At 69.8% G+C, this 26335-nt stretch carries 26 protein-coding genes; 9 read left to right on the forward strand and 17 right to left on the reverse strand.

Annotation, left to right across the window (positions count from 1 at the left end; translation table 11 throughout):
- From G6N26_RS06390 to hisD, 6 genes are all read right to left on the reverse strand, one after another.
- Positions 1–801, reverse strand: a complete 801-nt coding sequence (locus tag G6N26_RS06390) for an inositol monophosphatase family protein (protein WP_067172907.1) — start codon at positions 799–801, stop codon at positions 1–3.
- A gap of 7 nt (positions 802–808) precedes the next feature.
- Entirely contained in the window at positions 809–1552 is a 744-nt protein-coding gene (gene priA / locus G6N26_RS06395; RefSeq protein WP_067172910.1) for a bifunctional 1-(5-phosphoribosyl)-5-((5-phosphoribosylamino)methylideneamino)imidazole-4-carboxamide isomerase/phosphoribosylanthranilate isomerase PriA, read from the reverse strand.
- Between the two features lie 82 nt (positions 1553–1634).
- Complete coding sequence (gene hisH / locus G6N26_RS06400) at positions 1635–2255, reverse strand: imidazole glycerol phosphate synthase subunit HisH (RefSeq protein WP_067172913.1); 621 nt, start codon at positions 2253–2255, stop codon at positions 1635–1637.
- Positions 2252–2884 carry an imidazoleglycerol-phosphate dehydratase HisB gene (gene hisB, locus G6N26_RS06405; protein WP_067172916.1) on the reverse strand — a complete coding sequence of 211 codons (633 nt, stop codon included), beginning with the start codon at positions 2882–2884 and terminating at the stop codon, positions 2252–2254. The genes hisH and hisB overlap by 4 nt, the downstream gene beginning before the upstream one ends.
- Positions 2881–4014, reverse strand: a complete 1134-nt coding sequence (locus tag G6N26_RS06410) for a histidinol-phosphate transaminase (protein WP_083016122.1) — start codon at positions 4012–4014, stop codon at positions 2881–2883. The genes hisB and G6N26_RS06410 overlap by 4 nt, the downstream gene beginning before the upstream one ends.
- Positions 4011–5357, reverse strand: a complete 1347-nt coding sequence (hisD, locus tag G6N26_RS06415) for a histidinol dehydrogenase (protein ID WP_067172923.1) — start codon at positions 5355–5357, stop codon at positions 4011–4013. Before hisD ends, G6N26_RS06410 begins: the two co-directional genes overlap by 4 nt.
- Before the next feature lie 97 nt (positions 5358–5454).
- Here hisD and G6N26_RS06420 point away from each other — a divergent pair, with 97 nt between their 5' ends.
- Complete coding sequence (locus tag G6N26_RS06420; protein WP_067172925.1) at positions 5455–5868, forward strand: nitroreductase family deazaflavin-dependent oxidoreductase; 414 nt, start codon at positions 5455–5457, stop codon at positions 5866–5868.
- 204 nt (positions 5869–6072) lie between these two features.
- Here G6N26_RS06420 and nadC read toward each other — a convergent pair whose 3' ends face one another.
- From nadC to nadA, 3 genes are read right to left on the reverse strand one after another with little or no spacing between them, the layout of a single operon-like run.
- Positions 6073–6924, reverse strand: coding sequence for a carboxylating nicotinate-nucleotide diphosphorylase (nadC, locus tag G6N26_RS06425; protein ID WP_163648892.1), 852 nt, complete (start codon positions 6922–6924; stop codon positions 6073–6075).
- A 5-nt stretch (positions 6925–6929) separates the two neighbouring features.
- Positions 6930–8510 (reverse strand): L-aspartate oxidase, encoded by a 1581-nt coding sequence (locus tag G6N26_RS06430; protein ID WP_083016125.1) that lies wholly within the window; start codon positions 8508–8510, stop codon positions 6930–6932.
- On the reverse strand, positions 8507–9556 hold the full coding sequence (gene nadA, locus G6N26_RS06435; RefSeq protein WP_083016127.1) for a quinolinate synthase NadA: 1050 nt from the start codon (positions 9554–9556) through the stop codon (positions 8507–8509). Before nadA ends, G6N26_RS06430 begins: the two co-directional genes overlap by 4 nt.
- 45 nt (positions 9557–9601) lie before the next feature.
- On the opposite strand from nadA, the gene G6N26_RS06440 reads away from it, so the two are divergent.
- A complete protein-coding gene (locus tag G6N26_RS06440) occupies positions 9602–10327 on the forward strand; it encodes an NUDIX hydrolase (protein WP_083016130.1) in 726 nt (241 codons plus the stop codon).
- Positions 10328–10489: 162 nt separating this feature from the next.
- On the forward strand, positions 10490–11830 hold the full coding sequence (locus G6N26_RS06445; RefSeq protein WP_067172940.1) for a lipase family protein: 1341 nt from the start codon (positions 10490–10492) through the stop codon (positions 11828–11830).
- On the opposite strand, the gene G6N26_RS06450 is transcribed toward G6N26_RS06445, so the two are convergent.
- The 3 genes from G6N26_RS06450 to bioB are packed head-to-tail and all read right to left on the reverse strand — an operon-like array spanning position 11825 to position 13755.
- A complete protein-coding gene (locus G6N26_RS06450; protein ID WP_067172943.1) occupies positions 11825–12463 on the reverse strand; it encodes a DUF2567 domain-containing protein in 639 nt (212 codons plus the stop codon). The genes G6N26_RS06445 and G6N26_RS06450 overlap by 6 nt on opposite strands.
- Positions 12460–12687: a biotin synthase auxiliary protein BsaP gene (gene bsaP, locus G6N26_RS06455; RefSeq protein WP_008257787.1), complete on the reverse strand. Its 228-nt coding sequence runs from the start codon at positions 12685–12687 to the stop codon at positions 12460–12462. The genes G6N26_RS06450 and bsaP overlap by 4 nt, the downstream gene beginning before the upstream one ends.
- Before the next feature lie 30 nt (positions 12688–12717).
- Entirely contained in the window at positions 12718–13755 is a 1038-nt protein-coding gene (bioB, locus tag G6N26_RS06460; RefSeq protein ID WP_067172973.1) for a biotin synthase BioB, read from the reverse strand.
- A 134-nt stretch (positions 13756–13889) separates the two neighbouring features.
- Here bioB and G6N26_RS06465 point away from each other — a divergent pair, with 134 nt between their 5' ends.
- The 6 genes from G6N26_RS06465 to G6N26_RS06490 all read left to right on the forward strand — a co-directional run bounded on the left by G6N26_RS06465 (position 13890) and on the right by G6N26_RS06490 (position 21424).
- Positions 13890–14090 (forward strand): hypothetical protein, encoded by a 201-nt coding sequence (locus G6N26_RS06465; protein WP_067172950.1) that lies wholly within the window; start codon positions 13890–13892, stop codon positions 14088–14090.
- Positions 14091–14203: 113 nt separating this feature from the next.
- Positions 14204–16036, forward strand: a complete 1833-nt coding sequence (locus G6N26_RS06470) for a hypothetical protein (RefSeq protein WP_083016237.1) — start codon at positions 14204–14206, stop codon at positions 16034–16036.
- 4 nt (positions 16037–16040) lie between these two features.
- Positions 16041–16403: a hypothetical protein gene (locus G6N26_RS06475; protein ID WP_083016133.1), complete on the forward strand. Its 363-nt coding sequence runs from the start codon at positions 16041–16043 to the stop codon at positions 16401–16403.
- Positions 16400–17764, forward strand: a complete 1365-nt coding sequence (locus G6N26_RS06480) for a hypothetical protein (protein WP_083016137.1) — start codon at positions 16400–16402, stop codon at positions 17762–17764. The genes G6N26_RS06475 and G6N26_RS06480 overlap by 4 nt, the downstream gene beginning before the upstream one ends.
- A gap of 51 nt (positions 17765–17815) precedes the next feature.
- Positions 17816–19999 (forward strand): adenylate/guanylate cyclase domain-containing protein, encoded by a 2184-nt coding sequence (locus G6N26_RS06485; protein ID WP_083016141.1) that lies wholly within the window; start codon positions 17816–17818, stop codon positions 19997–19999.
- Positions 20000–20008: 9 nt separating this feature from the next.
- On the forward strand, positions 20009–21424 hold the full coding sequence (locus G6N26_RS06490; RefSeq protein WP_067167658.1) for a mechanosensitive ion channel domain-containing protein: 1416 nt from the start codon (positions 20009–20011) through the stop codon (positions 21422–21424).
- A 69-nt stretch (positions 21425–21493) separates the two neighbouring features.
- On the opposite strand, the gene G6N26_RS06495 is transcribed toward G6N26_RS06490, so the two are convergent.
- The 5 genes from G6N26_RS06495 to G6N26_RS06515 all read right to left on the reverse strand — a co-directional run bounded on the left by G6N26_RS06495 (position 21494) and on the right by G6N26_RS06515 (position 26282).
- Positions 21494–22003: a methyltransferase family protein gene (locus G6N26_RS06495; protein WP_083016240.1), complete on the reverse strand. Its 510-nt coding sequence runs from the start codon at positions 22001–22003 to the stop codon at positions 21494–21496.
- A gap of 307 nt (positions 22004–22310) precedes the next feature.
- Entirely contained in the window at positions 22311–22820 is a 510-nt protein-coding gene (locus tag G6N26_RS06500; protein ID WP_083016147.1) for a 2'-5' RNA ligase family protein, read from the reverse strand.
- Positions 22820–23500, reverse strand: a complete 681-nt coding sequence (gene bioD, locus G6N26_RS06505) for a dethiobiotin synthase (protein WP_083016151.1) — start codon at positions 23498–23500, stop codon at positions 22820–22822. Before bioD ends, G6N26_RS06500 begins: the two co-directional genes overlap by 1 nt.
- A gap of 9 nt (positions 23501–23509) precedes the next feature.
- Complete coding sequence (locus G6N26_RS06510) at positions 23510–24667, reverse strand: 8-amino-7-oxononanoate synthase (protein WP_083016155.1); 1158 nt, start codon at positions 24665–24667, stop codon at positions 23510–23512.
- A 310-nt stretch (positions 24668–24977) separates the two neighbouring features.
- Entirely contained in the window at positions 24978–26282 is a 1305-nt protein-coding gene (locus G6N26_RS06515) for an adenosylmethionine--8-amino-7-oxononanoate transaminase (RefSeq protein WP_083016162.1), read from the reverse strand.
- Positions 26283–26335 lie beyond the last annotated feature (53 nt).

Consider the following 26335-nt stretch of genomic DNA (forward strand, 5'->3'; position numbering starts at 1 on the left):
TCAGTAGTCCTCCGGTCGGCCGGTGCTGCGCAACAGGTCGAGGATCTCGGCGTGCGCGGCGGGGCCCGCCGCCAGCGCGGAGTCCGACGCGGGGCTCCAGGGCTCGCCGGCCAGGTCGGTGACGACGCCACCGGCGGCCCGCACCAATGCGACCCCGGCGGCGTGATCCCACACGTGTCCGCCGAAACTGATTGCCGCACCGAGGATTCCGTCGGCGACGAAGGCGAGGTCGATGCCGGTGGACCCGTGCATACGTAACCGCGACGAGACCCGGCTGAGATTCTCCAGCACCGCGATCCGGTAGCGCCCCGGAAAGCGGCCCCGGGCATCGGCACTGAACGACCCGGCGCCGACGAGGGCGTCGGCCAGATCGATCGCCGCCAGCCGCGGCTGTGCGACCCCGTTCTTGCGCAACGGTCCGCCCGACACCGCGGTGTAGCGCTGGTCCATGAACGGCAACCAGGTCAGTCCGGCGACGGGGTCGCCGTGGTGCAGCAGGCCGAGCAGGATCCCGGCCATCGGTGATCCAGCCGCGTAGTTGAAAGTGCCGTCGACGGGATCGAGCACCCAGACCCAGGGTGAGTCGACGTCCGAGCCGCCGAATTCCTCGCCGTGGACGCCGATTCCGGTCGCGTCCACCAGCGCTGCCACCACCTGACGCTCGATCGCGAGGTCGACCTCGGTGGCGAAGTCGTTGCCTTTCTTGCGCACCGCGGAGTCGGCGCGGTGACCGGCGAGGAACGGATCCGTAGCGTCGTCGAGGATCGCCGATGCCGTCTCGACCAACGCGTCCACGTCCATGCCGCTGTTACCCTCCGACCGCGGCCAGCGCCTGCGGCAGCGTGAATCGCCCGGCGTAGAGGGCCTTGCCGACGATGGCTCCCTCGACGCCGCGGCCGGTGAGGGTGGCGATAGCGCGCAGGTCGTCCAGGCTGGACACCCCGCCCGACGCGATCACCGGGACCTCGGTGCGGTCGGCGACGGCCCCTAGCAGGTCCAGGTTGGGGCCGCCCAGCGTGCCGTCCTTGGTGACGTCGGTGACCACGAACCGCGAACACCCTTCGCTGTCAAGGCGTTCCAGCACCTCCCACAGGTCGCCGCCGTCGGTTTCCCAGCCACGCCCCCGCAGCCGGTGCGTGCCGGCCGGATGGGTTTGGTCGATCTGGACGTCGAGTCCGACGGCGACCTTGTCACCGTGCTCGCCGATCGCCCGCGCGCACCACTCCGGGTTCTCCAAGGCCGCCGTGCCCAGGTTCACCCGGGCGCAGCCGGTGGCCAGGGCCGCTGCCAGCGAATCGTCGTCGCGGATCCCGCCGGACAGTTCCACCTGCACGTCGAGCTTGCCGACCACCTCGGCGAGCAGTTCGCGGTTGGACCCGCGTCCGAACGCCGCGTCCAGATCGACCAGATGGATCCATTCGGCGCCGTCGCGTTGCCAGGCCAGCGCGGCGTCCAGCGCCGAGCCGTACTCGGTTTCACTGCCCGCCTTGCCCTGCACCAGGCGCACGGCACGGCCGTCGACCACGTCGACCGCGGGCAACAAGATCAACACACTTTCTCCTTTGCGCCGAGACTGCAACCAGCCACGGGTCTGCTCGGCATTTGCGTCGTGGAATACGGTTTCGCGCGGCCGGTCACAATCCGTGGACCCAATTGCTCAACACGGCCGCGCCGGCGTCTCCGCTTTTCTCCGGGTGAAACTGGGTGGCCGACAACGGACCTTCCTCGACCGCAGCCAAGAACGGCCCTTCGTGGGTGGCCCAGGTCAGCACCGCCTCGGGCGACCCCTCCCACTGTTGCGCGGCGTAGGAGTGCACGAAGTAGAACCGGGTCTCGGCGTCGAGCCCCTTGAACAGGACGCTGCCGGGCCCGGAAGTCACGACGTTCCAGCCCATGTGCGGGATCACCGGCGCCTGCAGCCGCGTCACGTATCCCGGCCACTGCCCGCATCCTTCGGTTTCCACGCTGAATTCGACGCCGCGGGCGAACAGGATCTGCATCCCGACGCACACGCCCAGCACCGGGCGCCCGGCGGCGACCCGATCGGCGATGATGCGGTCCCCGTTGATCCTGCGCAGCCCCGTCATGCACGCCTCGTAGGCGCCGACGCCGGGCACCACCAGGCCGTCGGCCGCGCCCGCGGCGCCGGCGTCGGCGGTCACCTCGACCGACGCACCGACCCGTTCCAGCGCGCGCTGAGCCGACCGCAGGTTGCCCGAGCCGTAATCAAGGACAACGACCGATTTCTTTGTCACAGAACACCTTTGGTGGACGGCACGCCCGACACCCGGGGATCTGGCTCGACCGCCTGGCGCAACGCGCGGGCCACGGCCTTGTACTCCGCCTCGGTGATGTGGTGCGGGTCGCGCCCGTACAAGACGCGCACGTGCAGCGCGATGCGGGCGTTGGCGGCCAGCGACTCGAACACGTGCCGGTTGATGACGGTGTGGTACGGCACCGAATTGCCGGCAATGGTGGTGTGCTGCAGGTGATCCGGCTCGCCGCTGTGCACACAGTAGGGCCGGCCGGACACGTCGACCGCCGCGTGGGCCAGCGTCTCGTCCATCGGGATGAAGGCGTCCCCGAACCGGCGGATGCCCCTCTTGTCACCCAGGGCCTGGCCGAGCGCCTGCCCCAGGGCGATCGCGGTGTCCTCGATGGTGTGATGGCCCTCGATCTCGACGTCGCCCTTGGTGCGCACGGTCAAATCGAAGCTGGCGTGACTGCCCAGCGCGGTGAGCATGTGGTCGTAGAACGGCACCCCGGTGTCGACGTCGACCTGGCCGGTGCCGTCGAGGTCGAGTTCGATGACGATGTCGGATTCCTTGGTGCGACGCTCGATGCGCGCGCGACGGGCGGCTTGTCCGGTGTGGGTGGCGGTCATGGCGCTCCTACGTTGACGGGGGCCAGTTCGGTGGCGGCGATCCGGGCGCTGGCCCGCAGGAACGCGTCGTTCTCCTCGGCCAGGCCGGTGGTGGCGCGCAGGTAGCCGCGGATTCCGACGTCGCGGATCAGCACGCCGGCGTCCAGATAGCGCTGCCAGGTGGCGGGCGCGTCGGCGAACTCGCCGAACAGCACGAAGTTGGCGTCGCTGGGGATCACCCGAAAACCCAGGCGGGTCAACTCGGTTGAGACGCGCTCCCGTTCGGCGATCAGCGTCGCGACGCTGCCCAGCGTGTCGTCGGCGTGCCGCAGCGCCGCGCCCGCGGCGGCCTGCGTGACCGACGACAGGTGATACGGCAGCCGCACCAGCAGCATCGCGTCGATCACCGCCGGTGTGGCGATCAGATAGCCGAGCCGGCCTCCGGCGAAGGCGAACGCCTTGCTCATGGTGCGCGAGACGATGAGCTTGGTCGGATACTCCCTCACCAACGCCACCGCGCTGGGCTCCGACGAGAATTCGCCGTAGGCCTCGTCGACGATCAGGATGCCCGGCACCGCGTCGAGCAGCCGCCGCAGATCCGGCAGCGAAACACTCTGTCCGGACGGGTTGTTCGGGCTGGCGACGAACACCACATCGGGTTGACGGTCGGTGATGGCGGCCACCGCGGCCTCGACGTCCAGGCTGAAGTCGTCGGCCCGGGCGGCCTGCAACCATTCGGTGCGGGTGCCGTCGGAGATGATCGGGTGCATCGAGTAGGAGGGGACGAACCCGATCGCCGTGCGCCCCGGGCCGCCGAACGCCTGCAGCAGTTGCTGCAGGATCTCGTTGGAACCGTTTGCCGCCCAGAGGTTTTCAACACCCAGTCGAACCCCGGTTTGGGCGCTCAGGTACTCGGCCAGGTCGGTCCGCAACGCGACCGCGTCGCGGTCCGGATAGCGGTGCAGGTCGCCAGCGGTGTCGGCGACCGAGCGCACCACGTCGTCCACCAGCGCCTTGCTGGGCGGGTGCGGGTTCTCGTTGGTGTTCAGCCGCACCGGCACCGCCAATTGCGGTGCGCCATAAGGCGACTTGCCGCGCAGGTCCTCGCGCAGCGGCAGGTCGTCCAGTGTCGGTTGCTGCGGCCCGGTCATCGCTCGAACCTCCGCCGTACCGCCTCACCGTGCGCCGGCAGGTCCTCGGCCTCGGCGAGTGTGATCACGTGCCCCGACACGTCTTTGAGCGCCGCCTCGGTGTAGTCGACGACGTGGATGCCCCGCAGGAAGGTCTGTACGGACAGGCCGCTGGAATGCCGCGCGCAGCCCGCGGTCGGCAGGACGTGATTGGAGCCGGCGCAGTAGTCCCCGAGGCTCACCGGCGCGTACGGGCCGACGAAAATGGCTCCCGCCGCGCGTATCTGCCCGGCCACGCTCGCCGCGTCGGCGGTCTGGATCTCCAGGTGTTCGGCGGCGTAGGCGTTGACCACCTTGACGCCGGCGTCGACGTCGTCGACCAGGATGATCGCCGATTGACGCCCACCCAGCGCGGCGGTCACCCGCTCGCGGTGCACGGTGGTCTGCAACTGGGCGGCCAGTTCCCGGTCGGTGGCCGCGGCCAGATCTGCGCTGGGGGTCACCAGCACGCTGCCGGCCATCTCGTCGTGTTCGGCCTGGCTGATCATGTCGGCAGCCACGTGCGCGGGGTCGGCGGTGTTATCGGCCAGGATCGCGATCTCCGTCGGGCCGGCCTCGGCGTCGATGCCGACCCGCGAGCGGCACAGCCGCTTGGCGGCGGTGACGTAGATGTTGCCGGGCCCGGTGATCATGTCGACGGGCGCCAGCTCGGCGCCGTCGAGATCGGTGCCGCCGTAGGCCAGCAGCGCCACCGCCTGCGCGCCGCCGACGGCCCACACCTCGTCGACCCCCAGCAGCCGGGCCGCGGCCAGGATCGTCGGATGCGGCAGCCCGTCGAATTGGGCCTGCGGCGGACTGGCCACCACCAGCGAGGCGACCCCGGCGGCCTGCGCCGGCACGACGTTCATCACCACGCTGGACGGGTACACCGCGTTACCGCCGGGCACGTACAGGCCCACCCGCTCGACCGGTACCCACCGTTCGGTGACCGTCGCGCCCGGGCCGAGTGTCGTCGTGACGTCGGTGCGGCGCTGGTCGGCGTGCACGGCGCGGGTGCGGTCGATCATCACGCGCAGGGCGTCGGCGACCGCCGCGTCCAGGTCGGCCAGGGCCTTCTCGAGGGCCGCCTCGGGCACCCGGACGGCGGGGGGCCGCACGCCGTCGAAGGAGGCCCCGAATTCCAGGGCGGCTTCGGCGCCGCGCTCCGCGACGGCCTGCACAATCGGGCGCACGGTGGGCAGCACCGCCTCCACGTCGGCGCCGCCGCGCGGCAGCGCCGCCCGCAATCGGGCAGCCGTCAATTCCGCGCCCCGCAGGTCGATACGGGCCATCGGCGACGGTTGGGTGGTGCTCACGGTGTCCATTGTCCCAGAGGAACTCAAATCAATATCCCACCGGTAGTGTGCCGGTACAGAGGCCATACCCCGCGCTGAAAACAAGAGCCGACCCAGGGAGGCGCCAATGTCCGCCAAGGATCACCCGAACAATGCTCCGGGCGTCCCCATGGTCTTCCCGCCCTGGCTCGAGCGGTTTCAGATCAAGTACTTCAACCCGGCGGTCAAGCCGATCGCCCGCTTTCTGCCGGGGACGGCGACGATCAAGCATCGCGGCCGCACCTCCGGCAAGCAGTACGAGACCATCATCACGCCGTACCGCAAGGGCAACGTGCTGGCGATCGTGCTGGGTCACGGCAAGACGAACTGGGTGAAGAACGTGCTGGCCGCCGGCGAGGCCGACGTGGAATTCAGCCGCAACCGGACGGTGCACCTGATCAACCCGCGGATCCTGCCCGCGGGCTCGGACGGGGACGGGCTGCCTGCGATGGCGCGCATGCAGCTGCGCCGGATCGGCGTTTTCGTCGCCGACATCGCCTGAACTCCGGTCGCGCGGGCGTTGAGTGTGAGCCGGCGGTGTTGAGTGTGCGCTGGCGGCGTTGAGTGTGCGCTGGCGGCGTTGAGTGTGCGCTGGCGGCGTTGAGTGTGAGCCCAGGGCGGCGACACGCCGAGAAGTGCCGCCCAGGATTCACACTCCATGCCCAGGATTCACACCCGATGGTGGTGGCTCACCCGCGGCAATCGCCTACATATCCAGGCCGATGTCGAGCACCCGCACCGAATGCGTCAGCGCCCCGACGGCCAGATAGTCCACGCCGGTCGCGGCGTAGGCGGCGGCGTTCTCCAAGCTGAGGCCGCCGGAGGACTCGAGCAGGACGGCGGGTGCGCGCGCGTCGCGGCGTTGCACCGCCATCTGTGTCTGCCACACCGGAAAGTTGTCCAGCAAAATCAGTTCGGGCTTTTCGGGCAGCACCTCGTCGAGCTGCTCGAGGGAATCCACTTCCACCTCGCACGGCAGATCCGGCGCCGCATCGCGCACCGCGCGCAGCGCGTCGACCACCGAACCCGCGGCCACCACGTGGTTGTCCTTGATCAGCGCGGCATCGCCGAGCCCGAGGCGGTGGTTGACGCCCCCGCCGACGCGCACCGCGTACTTCTGCAGCACCCGCAGGCCGGGCAGGGTCTTGCGGGTATCGCGCACCTTGGCCTTGGTGCCATGCACGGCGGCCACCCAGTGCGCCGTCGTGGTGGCGATCCCCGACAGATGGCAGATCAGGTTCAGCATGGTCCGCTCGGCGGTCAACAGCCCGCGGGTTTCTGCCCGCACGGTCAGCACGGGCTCGCCCGCCTGCAAGTGGGCGCCGTCCTCCACGCGGTCGACGACCTCGTAGCCGCGCGCGCCGAGCACCTCGTCGAGCACCAGCAGCGCGATGTCGATGCCGGCGATCACGCCGGGTTCCCGGGGCACCATGGACGCGGTGGCCACCGCCTCGGCGGGCACCGTCGCCAGCGTGGTGATGTCGGGTCCGTAGCGCAGGTCCTCGACCAGGCCGCGCTTGATGGTTCCCCGCGCGGCGGCGAGTTCGCAGTCCGACATCACGGTCACACCACCGCCGCCAGTGCCTCCACCAGCACCGAGTCCTGGTCGTCGGCCAGCCGCAGCACGTTGCTGCGGGCCTGCTCGGTCACGGCTTGCGGGTGCTCCTCGCGGTGGTGGCAGCCCCGGCTTTCCGTGCGGGCCAGGGCCGCCGCCGTGACCGCGCGGGCGGCCACGGCCAGCGCGACGTCCTCGAAATCGCGGCGTCCCCCGACGGTGCGCGCCTTGGCCTGCGAGAGCGTGGTGGACAGCCTGGTCAGCCCGGCGGCGTCGCGCACCACCGAGGCGTCGCGGCCCATCGCGCGCTGCAGCTCGGCGCGCTCGGGCGCGGTGTGCACGACCGGCTCGGGCGCGACCGCGCGCACCGGCCCGGTCGCCGCGGCGTGCGCGGCCGCCGCCTTGCCGGCCCGGCCGCCCACCACCAATCCCTCCAGGAGGCTGTTGGACGCCAACCGGTTGGCGCCGTGCAGCCCGGTGCGCGCCACCTCGCCGGCGGCGAACAGCCCGGGCAGCTCGGTCTGGCCGCAGACGTCGGTGACGATGCCCCCGCAGCTGTAATGCGCCCCGGGCACAACGGGAATGGGCTCGCGGACGGGGTCGACGCCGGCGGCCCGGCAGGCGGCGGTGACCGTCGGGAACCGGTTCGCGAAGTCCGCGATGTGGCGCGCGTCGAGGAAGACGCACGGGTCCCCAACGGCCTTCATCCGCGCGTCGATGGCCGCCGCGACGACATCGCGCGGAGCCAGGTCGCCCATCGGATGAACACCAGCCGTCACCGAATCGCCTTGCCGGTCAATCAGTCTCGCGCCTTCGCCGCGGATGGCCTCGGTCACCAGCGGACGCCGGCCACCGGCGGCCCCGGGCGCGAAGAGCATCGTGGGGTGGAACTGGATGAACTCGAGATCGCTGACCGCGACGCCGGCCCACAGGCCCAGCGCGATGCCGTCACCGGTGGATCCCTCCGGGTTGGTGGTCGCGCCGTACAGGTGCCCGAGGCCGCCGCTGGCGATGATCACCGAGGGCGCGCTGATGATGCCGTAGCCCTGTGGGTTGCCCACCAGGACGCCGGTCACGGCCGCCCCGTCGTGCAGCACTCGCAGGGCCACGTACCCGGTGCGGATGTCCAGCGTGCGGGCGGCGTGGTCGAGCGCGCGCTGCACCTCGGCGCCGGTGGCGTCGCCCCCGGCGTGCACGATGCGCCGCCGCGAGTGCCCGCCCTCGCGCGTGAGCGCCCACCGGCCCGGGGCGGACTCGTCGAATCGCGCTCCGTCACCGACCAATTCGGAGACGGCCGCGTACCCGTCGGCGACGATCGAGTAGACCGCCTGGGGATCGCACAGGCCCGCCCCGGCGACCACGGTGTCGGCGACGTGGGCCTCGACCGAGTCGTCGTTGTCGGGCAGGACGACCGCGATACCGCCCTGCGCGTAGTGGGTCGCCGTCGCGCCGCGCGCCTGATCCGCCTTGCTCAGGACGACGACGCGGCGGCCGGCGCGGTGGGCGGCCAGCGCGGCAGCCAAACCCGCGACGCCGGTGCCGATCACGACGACGTCGGCGCTGTGAGTCCACTGGGGACGGGCGATCATTCGCCACCGCCCGGCTGCCCGATCTCGATCATGCGCTGCACGCTGCGGCGGCCGGCGGCCGCGATCTCGGGGTCGACGTCGACTTCGTCGGCGCCCTCGACCAGGCAGCGCAGCAGGGCCGCCGGGGTGATCATCTTCATGAACTTGCAGGAGGCACGGTCGTTGACCGCGCGGAAGTCGACCTGCGGCGCGGCCCGCCGCAGCTGATACAGCATGCCGACCTCGGTGGCGACCAACACCTTCCGCGCATTGGTCTGGGTCGCGGCATCGAGCATGCCCCCGGTGGACAAGATCTTCACCCGGTCCGGGGGGAAGGCGCCTTCGCCGGCGAGGTACAAAGCCGAAGTGGCACAACCGCATTCGGGGTGCACGAAGAGCTCGGCGTCGGGATTCGCGCGGGCCTGGTCGCCGAGTTCGTCGCCGTTGATGCCCGCGTGCACGTGGCATTCGCCGGCCCACACGTGCAGGTTCTCGCGGCCGGTGACCCGGCGCACGTGGGCACCGAGGAATTGATCCGGGCAGAACAGGACCTCGCGGTCGGGGTCGATGGACTCGACGACCTCGACGGCATTGGAGGACGTGCAGCAGATGTCGGTGAGCGCCTTGACCGCCGCGGTGGTGTTGACGTAGGAGACGACGACCGCCCCGGGGTGTTCGTCCTTCCAGGCGCGCAGCTCGTCGGCGGTGATGGAGTCGGCCAGCGAGCAGCCGGCGCGCTGGTCCGGGATCAGCACCGTCTTGTCGGGGCTGAGCATCTTGGCCGTCTCGGCCATGAAGTGCACACCGCAGAACACGATGGTGTCCTCGGGTGCCTCAGCGGCGATCCGCGACAGCGCCAGCGAGTCGCCCACGTGGTCGGCCACGTCCTGGATCTCGGGCAGCTGGTAGTTGTGCGCGAGCACGGTGGCGCCGCGCAACTTCGCCAGCCGGCGAATCTCCGCGGCCCACTGCGCATCAGCGGCCACGCCGGCGTAGCCGGTGGGCGAATTCGTGATGTCGGCAACCATGTCTTCGGCGAGCGTGTCCATGCGATTGATCACCGTCATGGGGGCTCCTTTCAGCCAGGAGGTTTTCGACTTATAATCGAAAACATGGCCCATCGTAGCACCGCCCACGAAGTGCTCGCGGTCGTGTTCCAGGTTCGCGACGTCACCGACGAGGTTGCCAAGGGGCGCCCAACGGCGAAACCGCAGCTGAACGTGCTGTTATGGCAGCGCGCCAAGGACCCACAACGCGGCGCGTGGTCGCTGCCGGGCGGGCAGGTCCGCAACGACGAGGACATGATCACCTCGGTCCGCCGCCAGCTCGCCGAGAAGGTCGACCTCAAGGAGTTGGCACATCTGGAACAGCTGGCGGTGTTCTCCGACCCGCACCGGGTGCCGGGCGCCAGGGTGATCGCGTCCACCTTCCTGGGCCTGGTGCCCTCCCCCGCCAGCCCCGAGCTGCCGTCGGACACCCGCTGGCACCCGGTGAACCGCCTGCCGCCGATGGCCTTCGACCACGGACCGATGGTGGACAACGCCCGCACCCGGCTGAATGCCAAACTGTCCTACACCAACATCGGGTTCGCCTTGGCGCCAAGGGAATTCGCGCTCTCCACGCTGCGCGACATCTACGGAGCCGCGCTGGGATATCAGGTCGATGCCACGAACCTGCAGCGGGTGCTGGCACGGCGCGGCGTCATCACCGCCACCGGCACCATCGCGCAATCCGGGCGCAGCGGCGGACGTCCGGCCGCGCTGTACCGGTTCACCGACGCCGCGTTGCGGGTCACCGACGAATTCGCCGCGCTCAGGCCACCCGGGCTCCCCGGCTAGGCTTAGCCACACGCGTCGTTCGGGCGACGCGCCCTGCGGTGGGCACCCGTGACGTGTCTGACCTGCCCGCGGTGACGAGAAGTCGCTCACAGCGCGGCGTTGACGTTTTGGTTACCTGTCGTTCGTACGCGACAATGCCGGGTGGCCACGAAGGGAGCCTCAATGGCTGAGCTCGGCAACCTGGCAGGCACGCAGGGCGCGGAATGGATCGCCCGGCCGCCGCACGAGGAACTGCAACGCAAAGTGCGTCCCCTGCTGCCCTCGGACGACCCGTTCTATCAGCCGCCATTGGGTTTCCAGCACGCCGAGCCCGGGACCGTGCTGCGCTCGCGCGACGTCGAGCTGGCCTTCCTCGGTCTGATCCCGCAACCCATCAAAGCCGTCCAGCTCCTCTACCGGACCATGGACATGAACGGCGAGCCCGAGGCGACCGCGACGACCGTGATTGTCCCGGCCGACCTCCCCCCGGGGCGCCCCTGCCCGGTGCTGTCGTACCAGTGCGCGATCGACGCCGTGTCGTCGCGCTGCTTCCCGTCCTATGCGCTGCGGCGCCGGGCGAAGGCGCTCGGGGCGATCGGCCAGTTCGAGCTCTTCCTGATCGCCGCCGCCGTCGCCGAGGGCTGGGCCGTCTCGGTGCCCGACCACGAGGGCCTGCGCGGCCTGTGGGGGGCGCCGTATGAGCCCGGCTATCGCGTCCTGGACGGCATCCGGGCCGCGCTGGGTTCGGAGCGCCTGGGTCTGTCCAAGTCGGCACCGATCGGGCTGTGGGGATACTCCGGGGGCGGCCTGGCCAGCGCATGGGCGGCCGAAGTGTGCGCCGAGTACGCGCCTGAGCTCGACATCGTGGGGGCGGTGCTCGGCTCGCCCGTCGGCGACCTGGGCAATACGTTCCGCCGGCTCAACGGCAGCTTCCTGTCGGGCTTGCCCGCGCTGGTGGTGGCCGCGCTCGCGCACATCTACCCCGACCTGGACCGGGTCATCCGGGAGCACACCAACGAGGAGGGGCGCGCCCTGCTCGACTCGCTGGAGAAGATGACCACCGTGGGGGCTGTCGTCCGCATGGCCGGCAAGAACATGGGCGACTACCTCGACGAGCCCCTCGAGAAGATCCTGTCCACGCCGGAAGTCTCGTACGTCTTCGACCACATCAAGCTGGGCGCCGCGGTGCCGACGCCGCCGGTGTTGATCGTGCAGGCCGTGCACGACTACCTGATCGACGTCCACGACATCGACCTGCTCGCCCACGCCTATTCGGCGGGCGGCGCGCGGGTCACCTACCACCGCGACGCGTTCAACGAACACATGATGCTGCACCCGCTGTCGGCGCCGATGACCTTGCGCTGGCTGACGGATCGCTTCGAGGGGCGCCCGCTGACCGAGCACCTGGTGCGCACCACCTGGCCGACGATGTTCAACCCGATGACCTACGTCGGGATGGCCCGGCTGGCCAAGATCGCGGCCAAGGTGATCACGGGCCGCAGGATTCGCCGCCGTCCGCTATGACACCGTCGCTTCCGCCGCGCCGCCCCCTCGCATCGGCAGCGCATCGGAAGGCTTAGGCGCGGGCGGAAGCGCGCCCAGGTCGTCACGGGCGTCCGCGGCCACCCGCACGGCATACACCAGGGCGGCGACGCCGACCGGCCACAACAGGCTGACCGCAATCTGCAGCGGACGGTCGGAGAAGAACACCGGCGGCGCCTGAGTGACGTACGCGACGGACGGGCTTTTGCTCAGCGGCACCGCATCGAAGTCCAAGGCGCCGTAGCCGAGCCGCACCAGCCCGGCCCCGACCGCGACGGCGGCCGCGGCGGCGGTCACCATGCCGACCGATAGGGCGACGACCATTCCCGGTCCGCGGTGCTGTTGCCACTGCCACGCCCACACCGACGCGACCACCGCCAGCACGGTCAGCAGGCCCAGCATCAGGGCGGGCGCGACGAAGAAGTGCTCGGACTCGTTGCCCAGATAGTCATGGACCCGCTCGCCCGAGCGGGTGAGCGCCACCACGGCCCGGATCGGCGGCGCGATCCACGCCCACACCGCGCCGATCAGCAGGCCCGTCAGCGCCGAGGCCGCGGCGACGAGCACGAGCGCGCGCACCCGTTCCCGGGCGTCCGACTGGGTCTGCTCGCTCACCGTTGTGCCTCCAGGTCGGCGGAGTCGACCTCACCGTGGCGCGAACAACGCGCCCGCCACCCGTCGGGACGGACCTGCACCACCATCCGGCGGCCGCACGCCGCGCAGAACCGGGGCGGCTCAAGACCCAACTGAGCCGCTGTCGGCACGGCGGTGCCCCCTAATTCCCCGGTGTAGACGTTGTAGACGCCGGCGCTGACCGCAGCACCCAGATCGCCAACCACAAGTGTCCAACCTAGCCGCGGCGAATCGGGTTACAAACTGGCGTTGAGGCCCTTGAGGGGCATCTGCAGATCGCCGAGCAATTCCAGGTCGGATTCGGCCGGACGGCCCAGCGTGGTCAGGTAGTTGCCGACGATCACGGCGTTGATGCCGCCCAGCATGCCCTTCTTGGCGCCGAGGTCGCCCAGCGTGATCTCGCGGCCGCCGGCGAAGCGCAACATGACGCGCGGCAGCGCCAGCCGGAACGCGGCGACGGACTTCAGCGCCTCGCTGGCCGGCAGCACTTCCAGGTCGCCGAACGGCGTGCCCGGTCGCGGGTTGAAGAAGTTCAGCGGGACCTCGTCGGGTCCGAGTTCGGCGAGTTCAGCGGCGAATTCGGCGCGCTGCTCGAGCGTCTCCCCCATGCCGAGGATGCCACCGCAGCACACCTCCATGCCGGCGTCGCGCACCATCGACAGCGTCTCCCAGCGCTCCTCCCAGGAGTGCGTGGTCACGACGTTGGTGAAGTACGAGCGTGCGGTCTCGAGGTTGTGGTTGTAGCGGTGCACCCCCATGGCCGCGAGCTGCTCCACCTGCTCGGGCGTCAGCATCCCCAGCGAGCAGGCGATGTTGATCTCGACCTCGTTGCGGATCGCCTCGATGCCGGCGGCGACCTGGGACATCAACCGCTCGTCGGGCCCGCGGACCGCGGCGACGATGCAGAACTCGGTGGCACCGGACTTGGCCGTCTGCTTGGCCGCCTCGACCAGGCTGGGGATGTCGAGCCGCGCGCTGCGCACCGGCGATTCGAACAGGCCGGACTGGGCGCAGAAGTGACAGTCTTCGGGGCAGCCGCCGGTCTTGAGGCTGATGATGCCCTCGACCTCGACCTCGGGGCCGCACCAGCGCATCCGCACCTCGTGGGCCAGCGCCAGCAGGTCGTCGAGCCGGTCGTCGGGCAGCTGCAGCACCCGCAGGACCTGGTCGCGGCTCAAGCCCTGGCCACCTTCCAGCACCTGCTGCCGGGCCACCGCCAGGATGTCCTCGTCGTTGCCGGTTTCGGCCGTCGGTCGGGTTGCCGCTTGCGTCACCAGGTACTCCCTTGCCTCTTTCTCGTGTCCGCGCATGGGGACACATCTGCCCCGTGGCGGTGGCAGCCTGAATGAAAAGGTGTTCAAAGTAGGGTAACGGCCGAAGAACTCCGCCGACCCCTGGGTATACGACCATGGTGACCCCGCACGTCGAATACCTGGCACACCACTACCTGCTGTTGGCGTTGCCGGCATTCCTGCCTGCGGTGATCGTCGTCGCCGTGATCCTGTACATCGCGCTGCGCGACCGCCGGGAGGGCCGCGACGCCGCGGGCGCCGCGAAGCCCACCACCGAGGCTGCGAAACCCGACACGCCCGATCAAGAGCGTGATTGACGGGCACCGGATCGGGGCATTAAACAATCAGTCACGAACCTACTTGACAGTAATAAGCGGTTGACTTCAATCGGATCCTCCGGGGCGGCCCGGCGCGATTGGGAGGCACGACGATGCGGTCGAATGAACTGACGATTGTTGCCGAGGCACCGGCGCGCGGTGCGGGGTTGGACCAGGTGATCGGGCTCTCGATCGCCGCGGTGGTGATCACGTTGCTCATGCTGTGGGTGGGCCACGCCCACCGCACGCATCGCATCCGGTGGCTCGCCCGGGCCGCGGACAAGGTGGGCGAGAAGTTCCACCGGCCGAGCTGGGTCGCCCTGCCGGTGCTGGTATTCACCACGTCAATCATCTGCGCGCTGTTCGGGTTCATCTGGGATGTCAGCTGGCACATCGGCAACGGCCGCGACCCCGGCCCGCTGGCCAACCCGGCGCACTACTTCATCATCATCGGGCTGTTCGGCATCTTCCTGGGCGGGATGACCGCGGTCGTCCTGCCCTTCGACAAGCCCGGCCCGGCGGCGGTGCGCATCACGCGTAACTGGCAAGCCCCGGTCGGCGGTGTGCTGATGGCCGGCTGCGGGCTGTACGCGATGATCGGGTTCCCGCTCGACGACATCTGGCACCGCATCTTCGGCCAGGACGTAACCCTCTGGGGTCCAACACATTTGATGATGATCGGCGGCGCCTGCTTTTCGTTGTTCGCGGTGCTGATGCTGGAGCGCGAGGGTGAGGCCCAGCTGGGTGCCGACGTGCTGCACGGCGCGTTCATCACGTTCCTGCGCTACCTGTCGTTCGGCGGGATGTTCATCGGCTTGTCGGTCTATCAGATCGAGTACGACTTCGGCGTCGAGCAATTCCGCCTCGTCCTGCAGCCCATGATGATCGCCGCCGCGGCCGCGCTGGCAGCAGTCGCCGCTCGCATCACCATGGGGCGGGGCGCGGCCCTGATCGCGGCCGTCTTCGCCATCGCCCTGCGCGGTGGGGTGGCCTTGCTGGTCGGCCCGATCCTGGGGGCACCGATCAACTGGTTCCCCCTGTATCTCGGCCCCGCGCTCGCGGTCGAGTTGATCGCGCTGACCCCGCTTGTCAAGCGGCCCATCGCTTTTGGCGCCGTCGCGGGCCTCGGTGTGGGCACCGTCGGGCTGTGGCTGGAGTCGCTGTGGATCTCGGCGGTCTACCACTACCCGTGGCCGATCAGCATGTGGGGCGAGGCCCTGGCCATGGCGGTGCCCGTCGCAGTGCTGATGGGGATGTGCGGCGCGCTGTTCGGCATGGTGCTCACCGGCCAGCGGCTTCCCGGCCGCGCCGCCGGCATCTCGGTGGTGGTGGTCACGGTGCTGGTGATCGGCGGCGCGGTGGCCAACGGGCTGCATATCGTCGTGCCCCGACAGAACAACGCCACCATCATGCTGACCGATCTGCCCGCCGCGCCCGGCCACCGCATGGTGTCGGCCGACATCCAACTGCAACCGGCCGACATGGTCAGCCAGCACCCGGAGTGGGTGACGATCCTGTCCTGGCAAGGCCGGATGGAGAACAACCGCGGGCTGCAGATCGACGAGCTCGAGAAGGTGGGCCCCGGGCATTACCGGTCGACGCACCCGCTTCCGGTGTGGGGCTCGTGGAAGACGCTGCTGCGGGTCCAGGACGGCTACACGATGACCGCGGTGCCGATCTACGAACCGGCCGACGAGGCGATCCCGGCGCCCGAGGTTCCGGCGCTGTCGGCGATGAACCGGCCGTTCGTGCAGGAGATCACCATCCTGCAGCGCGAGCGCGACCAGAACGCCCCGGTGTGGCTGTTCACCGCCGGCTCGTTCGTGGTGCTGTTCCTGACGCTGATGGTGATCGCCGGCCTGACATGGGGGGCGGGACGACTCGGCAACGCCGTCACCGAACCGGAGCCCGTCGAGGACAAGCAACAGACCCCCCGGGCGGCCTAGGGCGATGACGATGCGCGGCACTTTTTTCGCGGCGTTCGTGGCGGCGCTGGTCTGGGGCCTGGTCGCTTGCGGCGGTTCCACCAACAACAACGCGGCGGCGCCCCTGGTGATCGACGTGACCATCGCCAACGGGCAGGTCACCCCCACCAACGCCACGCTGCAGGCCAAGGTGCGCCAGCAGATCACCCTGCACGTGACCAGCGACGCCACCGACGAGCTGCACGTGCATTCCACACCCGATCACAAGTTCCAGGTCGCGGCGGCACCACACCAGACGTTTGACTTCGCCGTCGAGGTCCCCGGCAACGTCGCGGTGGAGCTGCACCATCTGGACCGCACTATCGCCACCATCCAAGTTCAGCCGTGACCTCCGCCCCCACGGCGGTGGTGCTCGCGCATGGCCTCGGCGGGTCGGGCGACCTCCCGGTGCCGTACGCGTACGCGATGGTCGGCGCGGCATGGGCGCTGACGTTCACGTTCGCCCTCGTCGCGTTCGCGTGGCGGCAACCGCGGTTCGATCCGCTGCGGCCGGGCCGGCCCTTACCGGCGGCGCTGACCACCTTCGTCGACGCCCGGGTCACCCGCTGGACGGCCGCGGCGCTGGCGCTGGTATTCGCGCTGTGGGCGGTGGCGGCCGGGATCTGGGGACCCGAGTCGGAAGCCAACGCGCTGCTCGGCGCGTTCTATGTGCTGCTGTGGGTCGGATTGGTGGCGCTGTCGCTGGTCTTCGGGCCGGTATGGCGGGTGATCTCGCCCATGCGCACGGTGTATCTGCTGCTACGACGCCTCACGCCGGCGCGGATCGGCCGTCCGCGGCTGTCCTACCCGGAAGGCTGGGGCTACCGCCCCGCCGCGATCGGCCTGTTCGCCTTCGTCTGGATGGAACTGGCCAGCCCGAACTCGGCGTCGCTGCCCTGGATCAGGACGTGGATCGCCGCCTACGCGGTGCTGATGCTCGTCGGGGCCTGGTTGTGCGGGCAGCGCTGGCTGGCGCGCGCCGACCCATTCGGCGTGTACAGCATGGCCGTCTCCCGGCTCTCGCCGTTTCGCCGCAATCGGGAGACCGGCCGAATCGTCGTCGGGAGCCCGCTCGACCATCTGCCGTCGCTGCCCGTGCGCCCGGGTGTCGTCGTGCTGCTGGCGGTGCTGCTCGGGTCCACGGCGTTCGACAGCTTCTCGTCATCGCCGACCTGGCGCGGCTTCGCCGACGAGCTCACGCGGGACGTCGGCGTGTCCCCCACGGTGGCGTCGTCGGCGCTGCGCACCCTCGGGCTGATCGTGTTCATTTCCGTTGTGGCGGTGACGTTTTCGTTGGCCGCGCGCGCCACCGGAGGCGTCGACCGCGAGCGGCGCCGCGCGCTGCCCGGCGAGATGGCGCACTCGTTGATCCCGATCGTGGTGGGCTACATCTTCGCGCACTACCTGTCTTACCTGGTGGAGCGCGGACAGCAGGCGGTGTTCGCGCTGGCCGACCCGTTCGGCCACGGCTGGAACCTGTTCGGCCTGGCGCACTTACACGTCGCCTACGTGTTGTCCATGCATCCGCCGGTGCTGGCCGCGATCAAGGTGATCTGCGTGGTCACCGGGCACATCGTCGCGGTGATCGCCGCCCACGACAAAGCTTTGCGGCTGCTGCCCGCCGGCCACCAGCTCACAGGGCAGTTGACGATGATGCTGGTGATGGTCGGCTACACCTTCACCGGTTTGTATCTTCTCTTCGGTGGGTAGGCGTTGCGGCGTGCGCTCCCCCGTAACGCAATCCCTGACCGAACTCGATTGATGTCGCGGCGCTCGACCGAGCCGGTCCCCCCGGACGAGCAGAACCCGGCCCGACAGAAGTGGCGTCGCCCACGAGCGCTGTCCCGATTCAGCATTCAGTCCAAGGTGATGCTGATGCTGCTGGTGGCCAGCCTGGCGTCGCTGGGTGTGATTGGAACGGTCGAGTACGTCGCGGCCCGCAACGCGCTGTTGCCCGCGGCGTCCGAGCGGATGACCCAGATGCGCGCGGCGCAGAAACGCGCCATCGAGACTCTGTTCTCGGATCTGTCGGATTCGCTCGTCGTCTACAGCCACGGGACCACCGCACTGGATGCGGTGCGCGACTTCACCGCCGGTTTCGATCAGCTGGCCAACGCGCCCGTGGACCCGGGACAGCAACGCGCGCTGGTGGACTTCTACACCAAGCGGCTGATCGAACCGATCGAGCGCGACACCGGCAAGAAGCTGGCACTCGATGCCGTGCTGCCGAGCAACAACGCGCAGAAGTACCTGCAGGCGCACTACACCGTGGCGGCGAGTCGGTCCTCGAGTCAGACGGACGCCGCGCCCGATGGCGCCGGCGACGACAGCGCTTGGTCGGCCGCCAATGCGCGCTTCAACGACTACTTTCGCGAGATCGCGACCCGATTCGAATACCGGGATGCGCTGCTTTTGGACACCCGCGGCAACGTGGTCTACAGCGTGCGGAAATCGGCCTCCCTCGGCACCAATGTCCGCACCGGTCCGTATCGCCAATCGAACCTGCGGGACGCCTATGAGAAGGCGATGGCCGCGAACTCGGTGAACTTCGTGTGGATCACCGACTTTGCGCCCTACCAACCCCAACTCGGTCAGCCCATCGCGTGGTTGACGGCGCCGATCGGTCCGCCCGGCAGCGCGGCCGGGGTGCTGGCGCTGCCCCTGCCCATCGCCAAGGTGAATCGGATCATGACCGCCGACAAGCAGTGGAAAGCCGCGGGCATGGGCGAGACCGCCGAAACGTATCTCGCCGGCCCGGACAACCTGATGCGCTCCGATTCACGGCTGTTCCTCGAGGACCCCGAGCGATACAAAACCGAGGCGGTCGCGACCGGAACCCGGGCCGACACCGTCGACACGGCGATCAGGTGGGGCGGCACCACGCTGGTTCAGCCCGTGGCCACCGCCGCCGTGCGCGCCGCCCAACGCGGCGAGACCGGAACCCTCACCGACACCAGCTATCTGGGACGGCGTGAACTCGCGGCCTACGCCCCGCTGTCCGTGCCGAATTCCGACCTGCACTGGTCGATCATCGCGACCAGAGAGACCGCCGAGGCCAACGCCCGGGTCATGTCGCTCACCCAGACGCTCGTGATCACCACCACCGCAATGGTTTTCGTGATCTGCGTGGCGGCGCTGCTGGTCGCGCAGATCTTCGTGCGGCCCATCCGCAGGTTGCAGGCCGGCGCCCAGGAGATCGGGGCCGGCAACTACGACGTCACGATTCCGGTCACCTCCCGCGACGAAATCGGGGAACTCACGGCCACTTTTAACGAGATGAGCCGCAACCTGCAGATCAAGGAAGAGCTGCTGGGCGAACAACGCAGGGAAAACGACCGGCTGCTCGGGTCGCTGATGCCCGAGCCCGTGGCGCGGCGTTACCGCGAGGGCGAACAGACGATCGCCCTCGAGCACCAGGACGTCACCGTCATCTTCGCCGACCTCGTCGGCCTCGACGAGATCTCGGGCAGGCTGTCCGGCCGCGAACTGGTGGGCATCGTCGACGAATTGATCCGCGAACTCGACTCGGCGGCCGAATCCCTCGGCATCGAGCCGATTCGCACGCTGCACAACGGCTACCTCGCCAGCTGCGGCCTGAACTTCCCCCGCCTGGACAGCGTCCACCGCACCGTCGAATTCGCGATCGAGATGACAGAAATCATCGCGCGCTTCAACGCAAGGACGGGCTACCACCTGGCCCTGCGGGCCGGCATCAACACGGGAAACGTCATCAGCGGACTGGTCGGACGCTCCAGCATCGTCTACGACATGTGGGGCGCGGCGGTCAATCTGGCTCATCAAACACGCAGCAGCACAACGCAAACGGGGATCTTTGTCACCTCGAAGGTGTACGAGGCGATGCACGACATCCGTCAATTCACGCCGGCGGGCAGCGTCACCGTCGGCGGCGTCGAGCAGCAGATCTGGAAGTTGTCGGAAGGATAGGGCAGGGCCGTGACCTCCTTGGACTCGTCATCGCTGTATTGGGCCGCCGGCGTGGTCGTCGGGCTGCCGCTACTGCTGATCGCGCTCACCGAATGGCATCACAACCTGGTCCGCAAGAACAGCCCGCTGGCCCGGCCCGCGTTCCTGTTGCGCACTTACCTGATCCCGCTGGGCGCCCTGCTGGTGTTGCTGGTCAACGTCGCACGGATGCCGGCGCAGTTCACGTCGGTGCGGGTTCTGGCGACGGTGTTCGGCTTCGTGGTGTTGGTGCTGCTGCTGTCCGGGCTCAACGCGACCGTGTTCGAGGGCGCGCCGCAAGGGACGTGGCGCCAGCGGATTCCGGGCATCTTCCTCGACGTGACCCGGTTTGTGCTGATCGGGGTCGGGCTGGCGGTCATCTTCTCCTACGTGTGGGGCGTCCGCGTGGGCGGCCTTTTCACCGCGCTGGGCGTGACCTCAGTGGTGATCGGGCTGATGCTGCAGAATTCCGTCGGCCAGATCGTGTCGGGGCTGTTCATGTTGTTCGAGCAGCCCTTCCGCATCGGCGACTGGCTGGACACCCCGGCGGCGCGGGGCCGCATCGTGGAGGCCAACTGGCGCTCCGTCCACATCCAGACCGGCCGCGGACTACAGATCACCCCGAACTCGGTGCTGGCCACCACCTCGTTCACCAACCTCAGCCGCCCACCCGGTGGTCACCAATTGGCCATCACCACAACGTTTTCCGAGGTTGACCCGCCCGACCGGGTGTGCGCACTGCTGGAACGAGTGGCCAACGCGTTGCCGCAGCGCAGGCCCAACGCGGTGGCCGCCGCGGCGCCCGCCGGGGGTGTCGACTACCTCCTCACCGTCGGGTTGAAGTCGCCCGCTGACGATTCCGCCGCGCAAGCGACGTTTCTGCGCTGGCTCTGGTATGGCGCGCGGCGCGAGGGCCTGCGCCTGGATGGTGCCGAAGACGACATCTCGACGACCGAACACATCGAAAAGGCTTTACGGACAGTGGTGGCGCCGGCGTTGCGGCTGAGCCCATCGGATCAGCAGTCGTTGGTGTCGCACGCCAGAATCGTTCGCTACGGGGCGAACGAGATCGTCGAGCACGCCGGCCGGGTCCCCGAGAAGATGACGTTTCTGCTCGCGGGCGGAGTACGGTTGAGCGCCACCGCCAAGGACGGAACGACGGTCGCGGCCGGCGGCCTGGACGAGGGCTCGTTCCTGGGAGTGACCGCGCTGACCCGGCAGCCCAACCTGGCTGACGCGCAGGCGGTCGACGAGGTCACCGCTTTGGAAATCGACCGCGATCGCCTCGTCGAATTGGTGACGGGCAAGCCGTTGTTGTTGCAGGACCTCGGTCGCGCCATCGACGAACGACGCGCCCGAGTGCAGGAGGCCATGGCAAGGGGCGAGTTCGCGCTGTCGGGCGGCTAGTGAGCCGGGTGGCGACGAAGCGCTGCGACGGCTGATGTCCCGGCGGGGCACCAGATCCAGAGGGCGATGTCAGGTGGGGTCTGGCGTCCATGGGCGCAGTCGGGGGAACCACGCGGGCACCGCCTGCACATAGGCCTGGTATTGGGGCCCGAATTGGCGCTGCAGGGTGGGTTCTTCGTACCAGCGCACGAACGATGCCGTCACCGCCCACATCACCGCGGCGTAGATGAGCGCGCCGAGACTGCCGAACAGCAGGGCTTGGCCGACAATGACTACCAGCAGGCCGACATACATCGGATTGCGCACATACCGGTTGAATCCACTGACGACGAGTCGTCGAGGCGCAGCGACGGGTAGCGGGGTGCCACCCGCCTTGGCGAACTCCACGAACGCCGACAGCACCGGCACCAGGCCCATGCAGATCAACAGCACGCCAACGATTTGGGCGATCACCCAATGCCCGAGCGGCTGATGGCACTGCCAGCCGGTGATCAGCCAGGGGATCAGTCCAGCGACGGTCCCCGGGGCGACGAGAAAAAACGCCGCACTGCCTAGCGCCGCAGTCGTTGTACGCATCATGCCCTCCTTCACTCCGAACCTGCAACCCGGCCGCTCCCAATGGTTTTCACGCCATATACGGTCGCGATGTCAAGCCGCGGAAAGTCCTGGCATCGCATAACTCCCCGGGTGTGGACTTTCTGCAGATTCAGGCTAACGACACCGACGGAGATAAGTCAACGACCGTAGAATTTCTGCGGACTGCACCGAGAGGGACGACGGCCCGGAAAGCCCGACCCGCGGCGCCCGGCTACGCCGCGCTTGCGATCACCACTGGCCCAAAGATGGCGACCCGCTGCGCCCGGCTACGCCGCGCTTGCGATCACCACTAGCCGATCAGGTGCTCGGCTTTCTTGTTGCCGTCCCAGCGGCGCAAACCCACGAAGCTGCCCTGGATTTGGGCGGGCCGGCCCGCGATGCGTAAGGCGCGCCCGAGCTGCGCGCCACCGACCCGGCGGGCCATCGTCACGTGCGCGGTCCATTGGCCGGGCAGGCTGTTGGGCATCGGGCCGGGCACCAGATGCGGGGCACAGAGCTCGTGCACCCGGGCGTGCAGGGCCAACAGCTCGGCGGACGGCACCACGAGCCGCGCGAAAACCGCGCTGCCGCGGCCGAACAACACCGGCGCGCCGACGAGGCACCCCAGCGGCAACCGGTTGCTCAGGGGGACCAGCAGCGCGTCGACGTCGGCGGCGATGCCTTCGGCCACCGCCAGCGTCACGTGCGGCCGGCTGGCCGGCGCCTGGCTGGGAATTCCCGCCGCGGCCAACGCTTCCCAGCTGGTGCGGATCGCGGCCTCGGTGTCGCGGTCGAAGATCAGCTCGATGGAGTGAACCATCAGCCGGCCAGCGTGGCGATCCAGTCGCGGTCGAAGGCGTTGGCGCACAGTGCCGCGAAGGCGGCCGCGTCCAGCGACGCCGCGCCGGCGGGCAGCGCGGCGCGCACCGCGGCCAACCGGGCCAGCGCGGATCGATTGGACGTCTCCACAACCCCCGGACGCTGCGGCCAGGCGCCGATCACCAGCCCGGCACACGAAAGATTATGCGCGACAAGTGATTCCAGTGTCAGCGCGGTGTGGTTGAGGGTGCCCAGCGACGGGCTGACCACAACCAGCACCGCCGCGCCGAGCGCGACAGCGAGATCGCGTGCCGTGACACCGTTTTCGCCGAGTTCGACCAGCAGCCCACCGGCGCCCTCGACCAGCGTCAGCCGGCCCGGCCGGTCCAGCTCGCCGATGAGCGCGAGCAGCTGCTCGCGGGTGGGCAACGGCATCCCGGCCTGCTCCGCCGCGGCCACCGGCGCCAGCGGTTGCGGATAGCGGGCCAGCCCGGCCAGATGGGTCGCCCCGGACAGCCGGCCGACCTCCGCGAGGTCGTCGTCGCCGGAGTCGGTGCCGGTCTGGACCGGTTTGCACACCGCCACGTCGATGCCGGCCTGGCGAGCGTGGCAGGCCAGCGCCGCGGTGACGACCGTCTTGCCGACCCCGGTGTCGGTGCCGGTGACGACGAGGACCGTCACCGGTATGCCCTAGCCAAGCGCGGCAAGCACATCGGTCAGCACGCGGCGCGCGACCTCCAGCTCGTCGGCGTCCAGCGAGGCGCGTGCGGTCAGCCGCAGCCGCGAGGTGCCAGCGGGCACGGTCGGCGGCCGGAAGCATCCGACGCGCACACCGGCGTCCAGGCAGGCAGTCGCGGCGGCCACCGCCACGTCCGGGTCGCCCAGGATCACCGACACGACCGCCGACTGCGGCACCTCGAGCACGCCGCAGACTTCGGCGAGGATGGCGGCGTGGCGCAGCACCGCGTCCGCACGCCACGGTTCGGCCCGCAACACGCCGAGCGCGGCGCGTGCCGCGCCCACCGCCGCGGGGGCCACGCCGGTGTCGAAGATGAACGTGCGCGCCGCGTCGATCAGGTGGGCCCGCACCGACTCCGGCCCGAGCACCGCGCCGCCCTGGCTGCCCAGCGCCTTGGACAGCGTGGTGGTCATGACCACGTCGGGCGCGCCGGCCAGCCCGACCTCGTGCAGCAGCCCGCGCCCACCGCCGCGCACCCCGAGGCCGTGCGCCTCGTCGACGATGAGCAGGGCACGGTGCCGGCGGCACACGTCGTGCAGCTCCCGCAGCGGCGCCAGCGCGCCGTCGGTGCTGAACACCGACTCGGTGATGACGACCGCGCGTTCCTCGGCGCGCGCCCGCAGCGCCGCTTCCACGGCGCCGACGTCGCGATGCGGCGTCACCGCCACCCGCGCCCGCGACAGGCGGCAGGCGTCGACCAGCGAGGCGTGCGAGAACTCGTCCGACACCACCAGCGAGCCCCGGCCGGACAGGCCGACGACGGCCCCCAGATTGGCCGCATATCCCGAGGAGAACAGCAATCCCGCGGCCGCCCCGACGTAGTCGGCGAGCTCGGCCTCGAATTCCTCGTGCAGTTCGGTGTCGCCGGTGACCAGGCGGGACCCGGTCGCCCCGGCGCCCCACATGCGCAGCGCGGCGACCCCGCCGTCGATCACGTCGGGATGTTGGGAAAGCCCCAGGTAGTCGTTGGAGGCCAGGTCCAGCTCGGTAGCCACGGCGGGGCGCGGCCGCAGCGAGCGGCGCAGCCCGGCCTCGCGGCGCTGCCGTTCCACCGCGTCCAGCCAGGCCAGGGGGGAAACGTCGATCGGTGCCCGCGGGGAGGCGTTCATAGGCGTTCAGCGTAGTGGCGATCGCCAGCGCGGCGACGCCGGGCGCAGCGGGTCGCCACCATCGGTGTCAGTGGCGATCGCCAGCGCGGCGACGCCGGGCGCAGCGGGTCGCCACCATCGGCGTCAGTGGCGATCGCCAGCGCGGCGACGCCGGGCGCAGCGGGTCGCCACCATCGGCGTCAGTGGCGATCGCCAGTGCGGCCGCGGCCACCGCCAGCGTGGCGCAGCCGGGCGCAGCGGTCGCCGCATAGTCCAAGCCGGGCGCAGCGGTCGCCGCATAGTCCAGGCGCAGCGCAGCGGGTCGGCACCGCTAGCCGACGAGGCGGGCGACCTGCACCATCGCCGAGGTGATCCGGGAGATCTCGTCGGGCGTACAGATATAGGGCGGCATCGCGTAGACGAGGTTGCGGAACGGGCGCAGCCAGACGCCGTGATCGAGCGCCGCCGGAGTGGCGACGGCCAGGTCGACGGGCCGGGCGCATTCGATGACGCCGATGGCGCCACGCACCCGGACGTCGGTCACACCGGGCAGGGCCCGCGCGGATTCGAGGCCGGCGGCCAGCCCGGCGCCGATCTCCGCGACCCGCGACCGCCAGTCCTGCGCGAGCAGCACCTCGACGCTGGCGACGGAGACCGCGCACGCCAGTGCGTTGGCCATGAACGTGGGCCCATGCATCAGCGCGCCGGCCTCGCCGCCACTAATGGTGTGGGCGATATCGGTGGTGCACAGGGTGGCGGCCAGGCTCAGGTAGCCGCCGGTCAGCGCCTTACCGACGCACATGATGTCGGGGCTGACGCCGGCGTGGTCGGCGGCGAAGAGCTCGCCGGTGCGGCCGAAGCCGGTGGCGATCTCGTCGAAGATCAGCAGCACCTCGTGCCGGCGGCAGATCTCGCGCAGGTCGCGCAGGTACCGGGGGTCGTGGAAGCGCATGCCGCCGGCGCCCTGCACGACGGGCTCGACGATGACCGCGGCCAGTTCGTCGGCGTGCCGGGCCAGTAGCGCCTCGAACGCCGCGCTGTAGGCGGCGTCGTAGTCGCGAGGCACCTGCGGGGCGAACACCTGGGCGGCCAGGATGTCCGTCCACAGCGAATGCATGCCGCCATCGGGGTCGCAGACGCTCATCGGGGTGAAGGTGTCGCCGTGATAGCCGCCGCGCCAGGTCATCAGCCGGTGCTTGCCGGGCCGGTTGAGGCTGCGCCAGTACTGCAGCGCCATCTTGACCGCCACTTCCACCGACACGGACCCGGAGTCGCTGAAGAACACCGTCTCCAGACCGGCTGGGGTGATCTCGACCAGCAGCTGGGCCAGCCGGGCCGCGGGTTCGTGGGTCAGCCCGCCGAACATGACGTGGTTCATCGCGCCGAGCTGAGCGGACAGCGCCGCATCCAGCACCGGGTGCCCATGCCCGTGGATCGCGGTCCACCAGGAACTCATGGCGTCGAGCGCCTCGACACGCTCGCCGTCGCGGATCAGGGTCAACTGGGCGCCGCGCGCCCCGACGGCGACGACGGGCGCGATGGATTCGGCGCCGATCGTGCTGTACGGATGCCACAGGTGCGCGGCGTCGATCGCGCTGATCTGCTCGGGCGTGAGCCCGGCCTTCGCCGCGGGCATAGTGATCGAGGGTAGAGCAGCCGATTCGCGCAAAACTGGGCCGTCGGGAAGCA

This window comes from Mycobacterium marseillense, assembly GCF_010731675.1.
GTDB classification, from domain to species: Bacteria; Actinomycetota; Actinomycetes; order Mycobacteriales; family Mycobacteriaceae; genus Mycobacterium; species Mycobacterium marseillense.